This window comes from Streptomyces sp. NPDC002868 (genome assembly GCF_055563295.1).
This window is the reverse complement of the sequence record NZ_JBVHDR010000013.1, coordinates 79,810-92,719: the sequence shown is the minus strand read 5'-3', so window position 1 is coordinate 92,719 and position 12,910 is coordinate 79,810. Positions and strand designations below refer to the sequence as shown.

Here is a 12,910-nt window from a genome sequence, read left to right as displayed (position 1 = left end):
TTCAGTCGACGGGCCAGGTGTGTGCCGGGGCGTTGAGGTGCATGTATTCGATGTACTGCTGTGTCGTCCGGCGCAGTGCTTCATGGGTGTCGACGTGGCTGGTGTCATTGATGTGGTGGAACATCTCCGACTGCCATACCGCGCCGTTGCGGCCGGTGACGCACCGCTGCTCGATGATGCCCAGCAGCGGCTCCCGCCATGCCGCGTCCATGCCCGAGAGCTCCAGCCCCCGGTGTGCCAGGGGCAGCAGGCGTCGTAGTACGAGTTCGGCGACCGGCACCTCGCCCATCCCGGGCCAGTACAGTCGCGCGTCGATTCCGTGCCGTGCCCCGGTGTGCAGATTGTCCTCGGCGGCCGAGAACGACATCCGTGACCAGACCGTCCGTTCCTCCTCGACCAGGGCGCGCGTCAGCCCGTAGTAGAAGGCGCCGTTGGCGAGGATGTCGGCCACTGTGGGACCGGCAGGCAACACCCGGTTCTCCACCCGCAGATGTGGTTTGCCGTGGGCGACGTCGTAGATCGGGCGGTTCCACCGGTAGATCGTGCCGTTGTGCAGGGTGAGTTCGGCCAGTGCGGGGACGCCGTCGTCGTCGAGCCTCTCCTGCGGATCCTCCTCGTCGCACAGCGGCAGCAGCGCGGGGTAGTAGCGCAGGTTCTCTTCGAAGAGGTCGAAGACGCTTGTGATCCACCGCTCGCCGAACCACACCCGGGGCCGCACGCCCTGCACCTTGATCTCCTCCGGGCGGGTGTCGGTGGCCTGCTCGAACAGGGGGATACGGGTCTCGCGCCAGAGCTCCTTGCCGAACAGGAAGGGCGAGTTCGCCGCCAGGGCCACTTGCACGCCTGCGATCGCCTGCGCCGCGTTCCAGTAGTTCGCGAACTCGTCCGGCGAGACCTGAAGATGGAACTGGGTGCTGGTGCACGCCGCCTCGGGGGTGATGGTGTCGGCGTAGGTCCGCAGCCTGTCCACCCCGTCCACCGAGATCCGCAGATCCTCACCCCGGGCCGCGAATATCTGCTCGTTCAGCAGCCGGTACCGCGGGTTCTCCGACAGTGCCGCCTCACTCACATCCGTCTGCTGCAGCGTCGGCAGGATCCCAACCATGATCAGATGCGCCCCCGCTGCCGCGGCCCGCTCCTCGGCATGGTTGAGCGCGTTCCTGATCTCCTTCTCCCACGCATCGGGACCACCAGCCGTCAGCCGTCGGGGTGGGATGTTGATCTCCAGGTTGAACCGGCCCAGCTCACTCGACCAGGCGGAGTCCGCGATCGCCTCGAGTATGTCGGTGCTCCGCATCGTCGGCTCTCCGGCCGCGTCCACCAGGTTGAGCTCGATCTCCAGACCCACCTGGGGCCGCTCCACTTCGAAACGTTCCTCTCGCAGCATCTGCGCGAACGCATCGAGGCAATCCTGCATCTTGTTCCGGTACTGGCGACGGTCATCACGGGTGAACACCAGTGCCGGGACATCTCGTCCCATCGACCCTCCCGAGTCTCCTCGGCGGACACCCCTCCATCAGAGTCCCACTCCACGGCCGCCCGGACCACCGCGGGCAGCGGCTTCACGGCGGTCACAGCGTGGGAAACTCCGGCGGCACCCGAGTGTGGGAGCGATTGCCCCCCAGATTGCGGCCTGAGTCCCGTCCAGACCGACCTTCGGGTCACCCAGCATCAGACGGATGCCGAACCCGTCGCACAGGGCGAGCAGCAGCGTGCTCGTGGCGTCGACGTCGCAGTCGGCGAATTCCCCGGAGTCGATGCCACGCTTGATCGCCTGGCCGACCCAGGTGTGAAGCTGGTCGTAGAGATCGATGGCGAGGTGCTGCGCGGTTCCGTCGCGCAGGGCCCGCACCCACAGCTCCTGCCAGAGCCTCCAGTCCTGCCGTAGCTCGGGGTCCGTCGGGAGGAGGCTGTTCAGGATGCGCGCCAGGACGAGCGAGGCGGGAACCGAGTCGGCATCCCGCTCGAGCTCGACGCCTGTCTGGGCGAAGGAGTACGTCATCGCTTCCGCGAAGAGCTTCTCGCGGTTCTCGAAGTGATAGTGGAGCAGTGCCGTCGAGACGCCGGCGTGCTCCGCGACCATGCGCATACGGATCTTCTCGAAGCCGACCTCGGCGATCACCTCGCACGCCGCGGCGAGAATCCGCTCACGTGTTTCGCGCGTGCGTTCTACCTTGGCCACGTCGGTGCTCCGGGGGTCGATTCGGTGTCACAGAGCGGTGGGCGGGCTGTCGGCCCGTCGCCGCGGCTTCCATCTTCGCGTATCGCCGCGGAGTCCGGATCCGGCTCGGTCGCCGCGGCGTACCGGGCGGCTACGGCACGGCATTCATCGGTACGTGTGAAAGCCCCTGCCCGACTTTCGGCCGAGCAGACCCGCATCGACCATCCGGGCCAGCAGCGGCGGCGGCGCGTACAGCGGCTCCCGGAACTCGTCGTACATCGACTCCGCGATGGCCTGCGTGGTGTCGAGCCCGATGAGGTCGGTCAGTGCGAGCGGCCCGAGCGGGTGGGCACAGCCCAGGACGATCCCCCGGTCGATGTCCTGGACCGACGCCGTGCCCGACTCGACCATCCGTACAGCCGCCAGCAGATACGGGACGAGCAGGGCGTTGACGATGAAGCCGGCCCGGTCCCGGGCGCGCACGACCTGCTTGCCCAGCACGCCGGAGGCGAACTCCTCCGCGCGCCCGGCGGTGCTCTCGCCGGTCAGCAGCGACGGCACCAGTTCGACCAGGGGAAGCACCGGAACGGGGTTGAAGAAGTGCAGGCCCACCACCTGCTCCGGGCGCGCGGTGGCCGCCGCGAGCCGGATGACGGGGATGGAGGAGGTGTTGGTCGCCAAAATCGCGTCCTGGCGCTGCACGGTCGCGTCGAGCCGGGCGAACACCGCCAGCTTCGCCGCCTCGTCCTCGGCCACGGCTTCCACGACCAGGTCCCGGTCGGCCATCAGGTCCATGTCCGTGGTTGTCGAGATTCGCGCCAGCGCCGCATCCTGCTCCTCGCCGGACAGCTTTCCCGCGGCGGTGGCACGGTCCAGCGAAGCGGTGATGCGTCCGCGTCCGGTGTCGGCTGCCGCACGGCTCGACTCGACCACGACGACCTCCCGTCCCGCCCGTGCGCACACCTCGGCAATGCCTGATCCCATCAGGCCGCAGCCGACGACTCCGATCCGTTCGATTCCGCCCATCGGTCCTCACTTCTCTCGGTCGTTGTGCGCCGGGAGGCCCGGCCCCGGTGGTCGGCCGGGGCCGGGCCTGCCGGTCTTCAGACGGACGGGATCTGCAGAACGCCCGTGCCCCGCTTGACCAGTTCGCCCGCGATGATGAGGCGCTGGATTTCGGAGGTGCCTTCCCAGATGCGGTCGACGCGCAGTTCTCGGTAGAGGCGTTCGACGGGGTAGGAGCGGTCGTAGCCGCGTCCGCCGAAGATCTGGACGCACCGGTCGATGACCCGGCCGGCCGCCTCGCTCGCCGACAGCTTGGCGATGGCGGCCTTGGCATGCAGTGTCTTGCGGTCGGCCAGTCCCGCGTCCACCTCCCAGGCGACCTGGTGGGTGTAGGCGCGGTTGACCGCGATGTCGACGGCGCAGTCGGCGAGCATGCCCTGGATGAGCTGGAAGTCGGCGATGGAGGAGCCGAACTGGCGACGCTCGAGGGCCCAGTCGCGGGCGAGTTCCAGGGCGCGTTCGGCGGCGCCCGTCGTCCGCGCCGCGATCATCAGCCGCTCCTCGGTGAACCAGGACCGGGTGATGTCGTATCCCTTCCCGATGCCGCCGAGCACGGCGTCCTCGGGGACATGGACATCGGTGAAGGTGAACTCGGGGTGCTCGTAGACGAAGGTGTGCATGAAACGGGGCACGCGCGTCATCTCGATGCCCGGCGTCTCCTTGTCGACGAGGAACAGAGTCGGCGCCCCCTCCTCACCGGCGGCGGCCAGCACGATCATGAAGTCGGCGTGATCGCCGACGGTGACGAACCACTTCTCGCCGTTCAGCACCCAGCCGTCCGCGGGCCCGCGATCACCGACACCTTCCGCTACTTCGCGGGAGCCGCGCGCAATCTGCCGGGCGCCGCCGCATCCGAGTACACGCAGGGACGCACCTCGCTGCTCCGCCGCGAACCGGTCGGTGTCTGCGCCCAGATCACCCCGTGGAACTACCCCCTGATGATGGCGGCGTGGAAGATCGCCCCGGCTCTGGCGGCAGGCAACACGACCGTGCTCAAACCGGCAGACACCACGCCCTCGTCATCCGCCCTGCTGGCCCGGATCGCCGCCGAACACCTGCCGCCGGGCGCACTGAACGTCGTCTGCGGCGACCGCGACACCGGCCGGGCCTCACCGCCCACCCGGTGACCCGGATGATCGCTGTCACCGGCAGCGTCCGGGCCGGGCGAGAGATCGCCGCCGCGGCGGCGGCGGAACTGAAGCGCGTCCATCTGGAACTCGGCGGCAACGCCCCAGTCATCGTCCACGATGACGTGGACATAGAGTCCACGGCGGCGGAGCTCGCCGCAGTCGCGTATTACAACGCGGGCCAGGACTGCACAGCCCCGACGCGACTCCTGGTCCACGCCCGCGTGCACGACGCGTTCGTTGCGGCATTCGCCGCCCACACGGAGAAACAGCGACCCGCCACCGACTTCGGCCCCCTCAACAGCGCTTCCCAACTCGCGTCAGTAGAAGGCATGTTGAGCAGGCTGCCGGACCACGCCGAGATCGTCACAGGCGGTTGCCGGATCCAGCGGCCCGGTTACTTCCACGGGGCCACCGTGGTCGCCGGTGTCCGCCAGGCCGACGAGATCGTGCAGGATGAGATCTTCGGCCCGGTCGTCACTGTGCAGCGGTTCGCCGACGAGGACGAGGCGCTCCGGCTGGCGAACGATGTGCGGTTCGGTCTCGCGGCCGGCGTATGGACCGCGGATCACGACTGCGCCATGCGGGCGACCAGGGCGCTGCACACCGGGATCGTCTGGGTGAACACCCACGGCACTACCGTGTCCGAGATGCCACACGGCGGAGTCAAGCACTCCGGCTACGGCAGCGACCTGTCCATGGCCGGTTTGCTGGACTACACCCAGGTCAAGCACGTAATGCTGTGACCCCGCCCGTCGGCGAAGACGGTTCGTCAGGGCCTTACGAGTCCGTCCCTCTGTCGGCGGCCGGGGGCTGCAGCGGATCCGGCTCGCGCGCCCGGCGCAGCGCCTGATGTGCCGACCAGAGGACCGACACCAGCGGTACGGCCACCACCGCTCCCAGTACTCCCGCCGCGATGGCCCCGCCGATGACCGAGAGCGCGACCACCACCGGGTGCAGCCGGACAGCCCAGCTCATCACGATCGGGTGCAGCACATGGCCCTCGATCTGTCCGATGATCACGATGAGGGCGACGACCATGGCCGCGATCAGCGGGCCTTTGGCCGCCAGGGCCACCACTGCGGCGATCGCGAGGGCGATGGGTGAGCCGATCAGCGGAATGAAGGCGGCAAAGAACTCCAGCATGGCCAGCGGAATGGCGAGCGGCACGCCGAGAGCGAAGAGAGCGACGCCGACCAGGATCGCGTTGGTCGCGGCCACAAGGACGATGCCGTGGGTGTAGCCGGTGAAGGTCCGCCAGGCCGCACGGCCCGCGGTCGACACCCGATCCCGGGCAGCCGGCGGAAGCTGGTCGCAGAACCAGCCCCACTGCCGGTCGCCGGAGTGGATGAAGAAGACCGAGCAGAAGAGGGCCAGGGCGAACACGGTCAGGACTTCGACGAGTCGGCCGGCGCCGCTGAGCGCCGTACTGATGAGGGTGGACCGGTGGCTGGACAGGAACTGCCCGATCCGGGACTGGATGTCGGTGAGCGCGTCGGGGTTGAGCCGGAACGGCGGCTCCTCGAGCCAGCGCTCGATCCTGCCGACGCCCGCCCCGAACTCCCGTTGCAGCCCGGCCCGCTCTCCCGCCACCGTCTCGCCGACCAGGCTCAGGATCCCGAGGACGAGGAAGATGCTGCCGAGCAGGGACACGGCGACGGCGAGCGGTCGGGGCAGGACGCGCCCGAGGAGGTCGGTCACCGGCCGGAGCATCGCGGTGATGACCATGCCGAGGAAGACCGCCACGGCGATCTCGTGGAACCGCCCCAGCACCGAGAAGACGGCGTATACGAGGGCGCCGACGACGAGAATCCGCCAGGCGTAGGCGGCAGCCGTCTGAAGGGTGGGGAGCACCCGCGGTTCGCCGCCGGGGCGGGAGGGCGGCTGCGGGCGCAGAGTGCCCGGGTTCCCGGCCGGACGCCGGGTGATGCTGCGCAGCGCCTGACGCGACGCCGTGCGGATCCGGTGCCGGCGCCCGGAGGACGGCGCGCCGGGGTCCGGGTTCCTGGGCTGCGGATCCGAGGGCCTGGACATCCACAAGCTCGTACCACCGGGAACCCTTCGTGCCACGCCACCGGCGCGATGTTCACCCGAAGGGGTAACGCTGTTTCAGCTGACCTGTGGGTGAAGGGGCAGCGTCGCCCATACGGTCTTGCCCCGCGGCGGTGTCAGTGACCACGACCAGGTGTCGCTCAGTGCGCTGATGAGTTTGAGGCCCCGGCCGCCGACTGCGCACGCGTCGGCGTCGCGCGGACGCGGCGGATCGGAGCTCGGGTCGGTGACCGCGCAGACAAGGTTGCCGGGGTGCAGGAAGATGCCGAGCCAGACGGGGTAGTCCCCGTCGTCGGGCGAAGCGGGGTCCAGCGCGTGCTGGACGGCGTTGGTGACAAGTTCGCTGACGACCACCGCGGCGTCAGGAACGAGAGGGTGCAGCGCCCACCCATTGAGGGTCGCGGCGACGAAGTGCCGTGCCTGGGGAGCGTTTCGAAGCTGTCCGTCCAGGCCGCATGCGGCGAATCCGACCGGGCTGTTGCCCTGGACCAGTTCCCATTCCGGCTCGCCTGAACCGGCTGATCCGGGCGGCAGTTCCGCGCCAGGCTCGGCACCGCAGAACCGGCCTCCGTGCCGGATGCTCGTGCTCATTGAGGCTGGCAGGTGGGTGGTCACTGGTCATGTCCCCCTGGGGGCTTGGGACTTAGACGCTGCGGCAGCCGCCGTGGAACGAGTATGGTCTAGCACCACCCGAGAATGCAATTGCATCTGGGATTGCATTCAATGGGGGGTGAGGCGAACGAACGTGCGAACGGTGAGGGGCTGTTGCAGTGGAGTCTTTCTTCAACGGCATGCAGGCAAGTGCGCTGAGCTCGGCGACGTGGACCAAGAGCAGTCACAGCAACGCGACGGGGAACTGTGTGGAGATAGCGGAGTTGCCTGGTGGGCATGTGGCGATTCGTAACTCCCGTGATCCGCAGGGGCCGGCGCTGATCTATACGCGGGATGAGATTGCGGCGTTCGTGGCGGGTGCCCGAGGTGGAGACTTCGACTCTGTCATTGGCTGAAAGAGGCCCATAGGAATGTCGAGTTCCGTAGTCGGGGAGTGGCTTTGGTGGATACTGGCGACTCCCTAGCGTCCGCAGGAGCGCCCGATGGCTGCAGCCGACCCGAATGCGTCGTTGTTCGTACGACCGCTAGGGGCGGTAGAGAACAACCCGACTGCGCTGAGGCTGATCCTCGGCGGCAAATTGCGCGAGCTGCGCGTTGCCGCCGGGCTCGACCCTGCGGACGTCGACGGTCGGCTCGGGTTCTCGCGGTCGAAAACCAGTCGAATGGAGCTGGGGCGGCACAGCTGCAAGCCTGCCGACGCCCTGGCCCTTCTGAGTCTCTACGGGGTGGACCGCGAAGAGCGCGTCGCCGAGTTCCTCCACCTGGTGGACCAGTCCCGCCGGACCGACTGGTGGCGCTCGTTCAGCGACGTCCTGTCCGACTTCTTCACCCCGCTGGTCGCTCTGGAAGGAGCGGCCGAACGCATCCGTACGTACGAGCCGTTCTACGTGCCCGGGCTGCTGCAGACCCCCGCGTACACCCGCGCTGTGATCCAAGCCGGACCCGGCCATCTCCTCTCACACGAGGTGATGCGCCGGGTCGATCTGCGGCAGGAACGGCAGCGGCAGCTGGACCAACCGGATGCGCCGCGACTGTGGGCGGTGATCGACGAGTCCGTACTGTTGCGGGCGGTCGGCGGTCCGGACGTCATGCGCGCGCAGCTCGAGCACCTCGTCAAGATGATGGATCGCCCCCGGGTCACCCTGCAGATCGCCCCGCTGGATGTGACAGCCGCGGTCGGAGTCGGCACCGGCGTGACCTGTCTGCGCTTCGCGTTGAGCGATCTCAAGGATGCCGTGTACGTCGAGCACCTGACAGATTCGACGTTCACTCAGAAGCCGCTGGTCGTAGAGGAGTACCGGAACATGCTGGACCGGCTGGGGGCATGTGCGCTGACGCCTGCGGAGTCACTCGCGGTGCTGCGCGAGCGTATTCTCACCCTCTGATGTGAAACGGCGGCGGCCAGGTACGGCGCGCCGAGGGCGCTGTACCCGGGCCGCACACGGCCGAAGGCGTGCGTTCGGGGTCACCCGACCCGAGCGAGGCCGCCCCACTCGATCCATTCGTCGGTCAGCTGGACGGGGGCCAGATCGCTGTCCGGTCGCCAGGTCGAAACCTCCACCAGGCCTGGCTCAAGAATCTCCAGGCCGGTGAAGTACTCGGTGACTTCGCGCTCCTCACGCACTCTGCCCCAGTTGCCGTCGGTGGCCTCGGCCATGAAATCGGTGACGAACTTCCGGATCTCCGGCCGGTCGCTGACGAGCTGGCACACGACGAGGAAACTGCCCGGCACCAGACGCTCCGCGACGCGCCGGACGAGGCCGGCCGGGTCGTCCTCGTCCGGGATGCAGTGCAGTACCGATACGAAGAGAGCCGCGACAGGTTGACTGAAATCAATCAGTCCCCTCGTCTCCTCATGGCCGAAGATGCCATCGGTGTCCCGCATGTCGGCCTGTATGGCCGCAGTGCGGTCGTTCTCGTCCAGCAGCGCTCGACCGTGGGCCAGCACGATGGGATCGCTGTCGACGTAGACCACCTTCGAGGCGGGATCGACGGCCTGGGCGACCTGGTGGACGTTGTCCTGGGTGGGAAGACCGGAGCCGTGGTCGATGAACTGCCGCACGCCGTATTCGCTGGCCAGCAGTCGCACCACACGCTGCAGGAACCGGCGGTTGTTGACCGCCAGCACCTTGGTACTGGGCACCTGCTTCAGCAGCTGCTCGCATGCGTCGCGGTCCGACTGGTAGTTGTCGTCGCCCCCGAGAAAGTAGTCATACATGCGTGCCACGCTCGGCACCGTCGTGTCGATGGCGCTTGGGCGCAACGGCTCCCCTTGCATCCAGTTCTCACCCGCGTCTGTCGAGATCAGGTTTTGTAGGACGACCATGCTAGGGAGAGGGCGTGACGTGGCATAGGCCACGCAAGGGGGGAACAAGGGCGCGCCATGCTTTTCAGCCATGCCGCTTTCGGGTGCGGCGGACCTCAGAACGTTGTCCATACGCGTACCGGGTCGGCCATAGGGTCCGGTCAGCCCTCGGTGAGCACGACCTCATCCTCACTGCCGGCGAGGCCGCCGAATTCGACACCCGCACACCCCACGGCTTCGCCAACGCAGGAGACCGGCCAGTCGAGTTCCTCTCCCTGTTCGGAGCGCAGGGCGAGCGGACGCACGTACGGGCACACCCCGCCACCACGTGACCCGCGCCGGCGGGTGGCAAGCCATCCGGGGGATCTCCCGTCTACGCCACGACGCGTTGCGCCGACAGCGGCGGGGCAACGATTACGTTCGCCGGGACGACGGCGCTGCGCGGGGTGACCAGCCACCCGGTGACCGCTGGTCCGGGAGGTGAATGGTGGGGCGCACGAACGGACAGGCCCACCCGGCACGGGCGCGCGGCGAGGCATCGCCGCGCCCCGCCGGTCGTGGCGCCACGCGGCGGCTCCGATGCCTCACCGTGCTGCCCCTGCTGGCCGGGCTGCTGTCCTGCGACTCCAGCGAACCCGACGGCCCGGTCAGCCTGAACTGGTACAACTTTCCCGACGACTCAGGTGCCCTGGCCGAAGCGGCGAGCAACTGCACCCGCGCCTCGGGCGGGCGGTACCGCATCGCGTACAACAAGCTTCCGCGCGGCGCGGACGGCCAGCGTCAGCAACTCGTCCGTCGGCTCGCCGCGCACGACGCCCTCGACATCCTGGGCCTCGATGTCACCTGGGCCGCGGAGTTCGCCGAGGCCAAATGGATCCTGCCGTGGACGGGCAGCAACCGGCGCAGCGCCACCGAGGGCACCCTCGAAGTGCCGCTGCAAACGGCCACATGGAAGGGCAAGTTGTACGCCGTCCCGTACAACACCAACACCCAGTTGCTGTGGTACCGAAGCGACCTCGTGCCCAAGCCCCCCAAGACCTGGGCCGAGATGCTGGACATGGCACGCGACCTCGCCAAGGAGGGCAAGCCTCACTACGTCGAGATCCAGGGCGCCCAGTACGAGGGGCTGACGGTCTGGTTCAACACGCTCGTGGAGAGCGCGGGCGGCTCCATCCTCAACGCCGCAGCCACAGCACCCTCGCTCGGGCCGCCCGCGGTCCAAGCGGCCACGATCATGCACGACTTGGCCACCTCACCCGCCGCAGACCCCTCCCTGTCCAACCAGATGGAGGACCAGAACCGGCTCGCCATGGAGTCGGGCACTGCCGCCTTCGAGCTGAACTACCCGTTCGTGTATCCGTCGATGAAGGCGAACAAGCCCGAGCTGTTCAAGAGTTTCCGCTGGGCGCCGTACCCCGGCGTGGCCCCGGGCCGGCCCTCGAGACCCACGATCGGCGGCATCGACCTCGCCATCGGCGCCTACTCGCGCCATCCCGGCCTCGCGTTCGAGGCCGCGCTGTGCCTGCGCAATCGCCAGAACCAGATGACCGCGGCGCTCAAGGGCGGACTGCCGCCCACGCTGCGCGCGCTCTACACCGACAAGGCACTCACCAAGAGCTACCCGTTCGCCTCCGAAGTGCTCTCGGCCCTGGAGAACGCCAGCGTCCGCCCCCAGACGCCCGCCTACCAGAATGTGTCCATCGCGATCTCGCACACGCTCTCCCCGCCCTCGGGGATCCAGCCCCGCAGCGACGTCGAGAACATCGGCAGCCAGATCGAGGACGCCCTCCAGTCCAAGGGGCTGATCCCGTGAACACCCCGACCCCCGCTACGTCGACGGCCCCGGCCCCGGCGCCCGGCAGGACCGAGGCACTGTCCGAGGGCGCGCGACAGGAGCGACGGCTGGGCCTGCTGCTGTGCGCGCCCGCGGTGGTCGTCATGCTCGCCGTCACGGCCTACCCCATCGGCTACGCGATCTATCTGTCCCTGCAGCGCTACGACCTGCGCTTCCCGAACCAGGCGCGTTTCGTGGGCCTGAGCAACTACGGGGCCGTGCTCTCCTCCGAATTCTGGTGGGAGGCGTTCTGGGTCACGCTGTTCATCACCGCCGTCTCCGTGGCCGTGGAACTCGTCCTCGGCTTCGCGCTGGCCCTGGTCATGCACCGTGCCATCTTCGGGCGGGGGACCGTGCGCACCGCGATCCTGATCCCCTACGGCATCGTCACCGTGGTCGCCGCCTACTCCTGGCAGTACGCCTGGACCCCGGACACCGGCTACCTCGCCGCACTCCTGCCGTCCGGTGACGCCCCGCTGACCGAGCAGTGGCCGGCCATCGGGCTGATCATCCTCGCCGAGGTCTGGAAGACCACCCCCTTCATGGCGCTTCTCCTGCTGGCCGGACTCGCCCTGGTGCCCGAGGAGACGCTGCGCGCAGCCATGGTCGACGGCGCGTCCGCCTGGCAGCGCTTCGCCCTGGTGACGGTGCCGCTGATGAAACCGGCAATCCTCGTGGCTCTGCTGTTCCGCACCCTGGACGCCTTCCGGATCTTCGACAACATCTACATCCTGACCTCGGGCGCTCATGGCACAGGCTCGGTGTCCATCCTCGGCTACGACAACCTGTTCACCGCGCTCAACCTCGGCATCGGATCGGCAATCTCCGTGCTCATCTTCCTTTGCGTGGGCCTGATCGCCTTCGCCTTCATCAAACTCTTCGGGGCTGCCGCCCCCGGCGCACAGGAGGCGGGACGCTGATGGCCAGCGCAGGCAAGCGGCACCTCACCGGCTGGGCCATCGCCAACACCGTAGTGATCGCCTATGCCCTGTTCCCGGTCTGGTGGATCGCGGCGCTGTCGTTCAAGGACCCCAGTACCCTCACCGACGGCAACTTCGTCCCGGAGAAGTGGACGCTGGAGAACTACCGCGGCATCTTCGAGACCTCGGAGTTCACCCGTGCCCTGATCAACTCGATCGGCATCGCCCTGATCGCCACCGTGATCGCCGTTGTGCTGGGCACCATGGCCGCCTACGCCGTGGCGAGGCTGCGCTTTCCCGGCAAGAAGCTGCTGATCGGCATGTCCCTGTTGATCGCGATGTTCCCGCCGATCTCCCTGGTGTCCCCGCTGTTCAACATCGAGCGCATCCTGGGCATCTTCGACACCTGGCCGGGGCTGATCATCCCGTACATGACCTTCTCCCTTCCGCTCGCGATCTACACCCTCTCGGCCTTCTTCCGGGAAATCCCGTGGGATCTGGAGAAGGCCGCCAAGGTCGACGGGGCCACGCCCGCCCAGGCCTTCCGGCTGGTGATCGCGCCTCTGGCCGCGCCGGGCGTGTTCACCACCGCGATCCTCGTCTTCATCTTCTGCTGGAACGACTTCCTGTTCGCGATCTCCCTGACCTCGACAACGAGGGCCCGCACCGTGCCGGCGGCGATCGCCTTCTTCACCGGGAGCAGTCAGTTCCAGCAGCCCACCGGTTCGATCGCCGCCGCCGCGGTAGTGATCACCATTCCGATCATCGTCTTCGTGCTGCTGTTCCAGCGGCGCATCGTCGCCGGACTGACGTCCGGGGCCGTCAAGGGCTGAC

Annotated in this window: 12 protein-coding genes and 2 pseudogenes; 7 read left to right on the top strand and 7 right to left on the bottom strand. The window is 68.2% G+C overall.

Annotated elements, in window-relative coordinates; all coding sequences use genetic code 11:
• Window position 1 precedes the first annotated feature (1 nt).
• From ACZ3H8_RS31990 to ACZ3H8_RS31975, 4 genes are all read right to left on the bottom strand, one after another.
• Window positions 2-1,480, bottom strand: a complete 1,479-nt coding sequence (locus ACZ3H8_RS31990; RefSeq protein WP_467407756.1) for a glutamate-cysteine ligase family protein — start codon at window positions 1,478-1,480, stop codon at window positions 2-4.
• A gap of 36 nt (window positions 1,481-1,516) precedes the next feature.
• Complete coding sequence (locus ACZ3H8_RS31985; RefSeq protein ID WP_467407754.1) at window positions 1,517-2,182, bottom strand: TetR/AcrR family transcriptional regulator; 666 nt, start codon at window positions 2,180-2,182, stop codon at window positions 1,517-1,519.
• A 144-nt stretch (window positions 2,183-2,326) separates the two neighbouring features.
• Window positions 2,327-3,187, bottom strand: a complete 861-nt coding sequence (locus ACZ3H8_RS31980; RefSeq protein ID WP_467407752.1) for a 3-hydroxybutyryl-CoA dehydrogenase — start codon at window positions 3,185-3,187, stop codon at window positions 2,327-2,329.
• A gap of 77 nt (window positions 3,188-3,264) precedes the next feature.
• Entirely contained in the window at window positions 3,265-3,996 is a 732-nt protein-coding gene (locus tag ACZ3H8_RS31975; protein ID WP_467407751.1) for an acyl-CoA dehydrogenase family protein, read from the bottom strand.
• A 15-nt stretch (window positions 3,997-4,011) separates the two neighbouring features.
• On the opposite strand from ACZ3H8_RS31975, the pseudogene ACZ3H8_RS31970 reads away from it, so the two are divergent.
• Window positions 4,012-5,099: pseudogene (locus tag ACZ3H8_RS31970) on the top strand (aldehyde dehydrogenase family protein); the annotation flags it as partial.
• A 34-nt stretch (window positions 5,100-5,133) separates the two neighbouring features.
• On the opposite strand, the gene ACZ3H8_RS31965 reads toward ACZ3H8_RS31970, so the two are convergent.
• Both ACZ3H8_RS31965 and ACZ3H8_RS31960 read right to left on the bottom strand, forming a co-directional pair.
• Entirely contained in the window at window positions 5,134-6,387 is a 1,254-nt protein-coding gene (locus tag ACZ3H8_RS31965; RefSeq protein ID WP_467407749.1) for an AI-2E family transporter, read from the bottom strand.
• A 75-nt stretch (window positions 6,388-6,462) separates the two neighbouring features.
• Window positions 6,463-6,996, bottom strand: a complete 534-nt coding sequence (locus tag ACZ3H8_RS31960) for an ATP-binding protein (protein WP_467407748.1) — start codon at window positions 6,994-6,996, stop codon at window positions 6,463-6,465.
• A gap of 200 nt (window positions 6,997-7,196) precedes the next feature.
• Between ACZ3H8_RS31960 and ACZ3H8_RS31955 the strand changes: the two genes are divergently transcribed.
• Both ACZ3H8_RS31955 and ACZ3H8_RS31950 read left to right on the top strand, forming a co-directional pair.
• Window positions 7,197-7,412, top strand: a complete 216-nt coding sequence (locus ACZ3H8_RS31955; RefSeq protein WP_467407879.1) for a DUF397 domain-containing protein — start codon at window positions 7,197-7,199, stop codon at window positions 7,410-7,412.
• Between the two features lie 87 nt (window positions 7,413-7,499).
• The gene (locus tag ACZ3H8_RS31950; protein WP_467407746.1) at window positions 7,500-8,402 is read left to right on the top strand and encodes a helix-turn-helix domain-containing protein; all 903 of its coding nucleotides are present in this window, start codon (window positions 7,500-7,502) and stop codon (window positions 8,400-8,402) included.
• A gap of 80 nt (window positions 8,403-8,482) precedes the next feature.
• On the opposite strand, the gene ACZ3H8_RS31945 is transcribed toward ACZ3H8_RS31950, so the two are convergent.
• Window positions 8,483-9,295 carry an SAM-dependent methyltransferase gene (locus ACZ3H8_RS31945; protein WP_467407878.1) on the bottom strand — a complete coding sequence of 271 codons (813 nt, stop codon included), beginning with the start codon at window positions 9,293-9,295 and terminating at the stop codon, window positions 8,483-8,485.
• Window positions 9,296-9,474: 179 nt separating this feature from the next.
• Here ACZ3H8_RS31945 and ACZ3H8_RS31940 point away from each other — a divergent pair.
• The 4 genes and pseudogenes from ACZ3H8_RS31940 to ACZ3H8_RS31925 all read left to right on the top strand — a co-directional run.
• Window positions 9,475-9,654 (top strand): annotated as a pseudogene (locus ACZ3H8_RS31940) (cupin domain-containing protein); the annotation flags it as partial.
• A gap of 152 nt (window positions 9,655-9,806) precedes the next feature.
• Entirely contained in the window at window positions 9,807-11,135 is a 1,329-nt protein-coding gene (locus tag ACZ3H8_RS31935) for an ABC transporter substrate-binding protein (protein ID WP_467407745.1), read from the top strand.
• Window positions 11,132-12,076, top strand: coding sequence for a carbohydrate ABC transporter permease (locus ACZ3H8_RS31930; RefSeq protein ID WP_467407743.1), 945 nt, complete (start codon window positions 11,132-11,134; stop codon window positions 12,074-12,076). The genes ACZ3H8_RS31935 and ACZ3H8_RS31930 overlap by 4 nt, the downstream gene beginning before the upstream one ends.
• On the top strand, window positions 12,076-12,909 hold the full coding sequence (locus tag ACZ3H8_RS31925) for a carbohydrate ABC transporter permease (RefSeq protein WP_307659491.1): 834 nt from the start codon (window positions 12,076-12,078) through the stop codon (window positions 12,907-12,909). Before ACZ3H8_RS31930 ends, ACZ3H8_RS31925 begins: the two co-directional genes overlap by 1 nt.
• Window position 12,910: the final 1 nt, after the last annotated feature.

Excerpts from the sequence above, each read along its gene's own strand:
- ACZ3H8_RS31990 (WP_467407756.1), bottom strand. The coding sequence starts at position 1,480 with ATGGGACGAGATGTCCCGGCACTGGTGTTCACCCGTGATGACCGTCGC.
- ACZ3H8_RS31980 (WP_467407752.1), bottom strand. The coding sequence starts at position 3,187 with ATGGGCGGAATCGAACGGATCGGAGTCGTCGGCTGCGGCCTGATGGGA.
- ACZ3H8_RS31965 (WP_467407749.1), bottom strand. The coding sequence starts at position 6,387 with ATGTCCAGGCCCTCGGATCCGCAGCCCAGGAACCCGGACCCCGGCGCG.
- ACZ3H8_RS31960 (WP_467407748.1), bottom strand. The coding sequence starts at position 6,996 with ATGAGCACGAGCATCCGGCACGGAGGCCGGTTCTGCGGTGCCGAGCCT.
- ACZ3H8_RS31955 (WP_467407879.1), top strand. The coding sequence starts at position 7,197 with ATGCAGGCAAGTGCGCTGAGCTCGGCGACGTGGACCAAGAGCAGTCAC.
- ACZ3H8_RS31950 (WP_467407746.1), top strand. The coding sequence starts at position 7,500 with ATGGCTGCAGCCGACCCGAATGCGTCGTTGTTCGTACGACCGCTAGGG.
- ACZ3H8_RS31945 (WP_467407878.1), bottom strand. The coding sequence starts at position 9,295 with ATGCAAGGGGAGCCGTTGCGCCCAAGCGCCATCGACACGACGGTGCCG.
- ACZ3H8_RS31935 (WP_467407745.1), top strand. The coding sequence starts at position 9,807 with ATGGTGGGGCGCACGAACGGACAGGCCCACCCGGCACGGGCGCGCGGC.
- ACZ3H8_RS31925 (WP_307659491.1), top strand. The coding sequence starts at position 12,076 with ATGGCCAGCGCAGGCAAGCGGCACCTCACCGGCTGGGCCATCGCCAAC.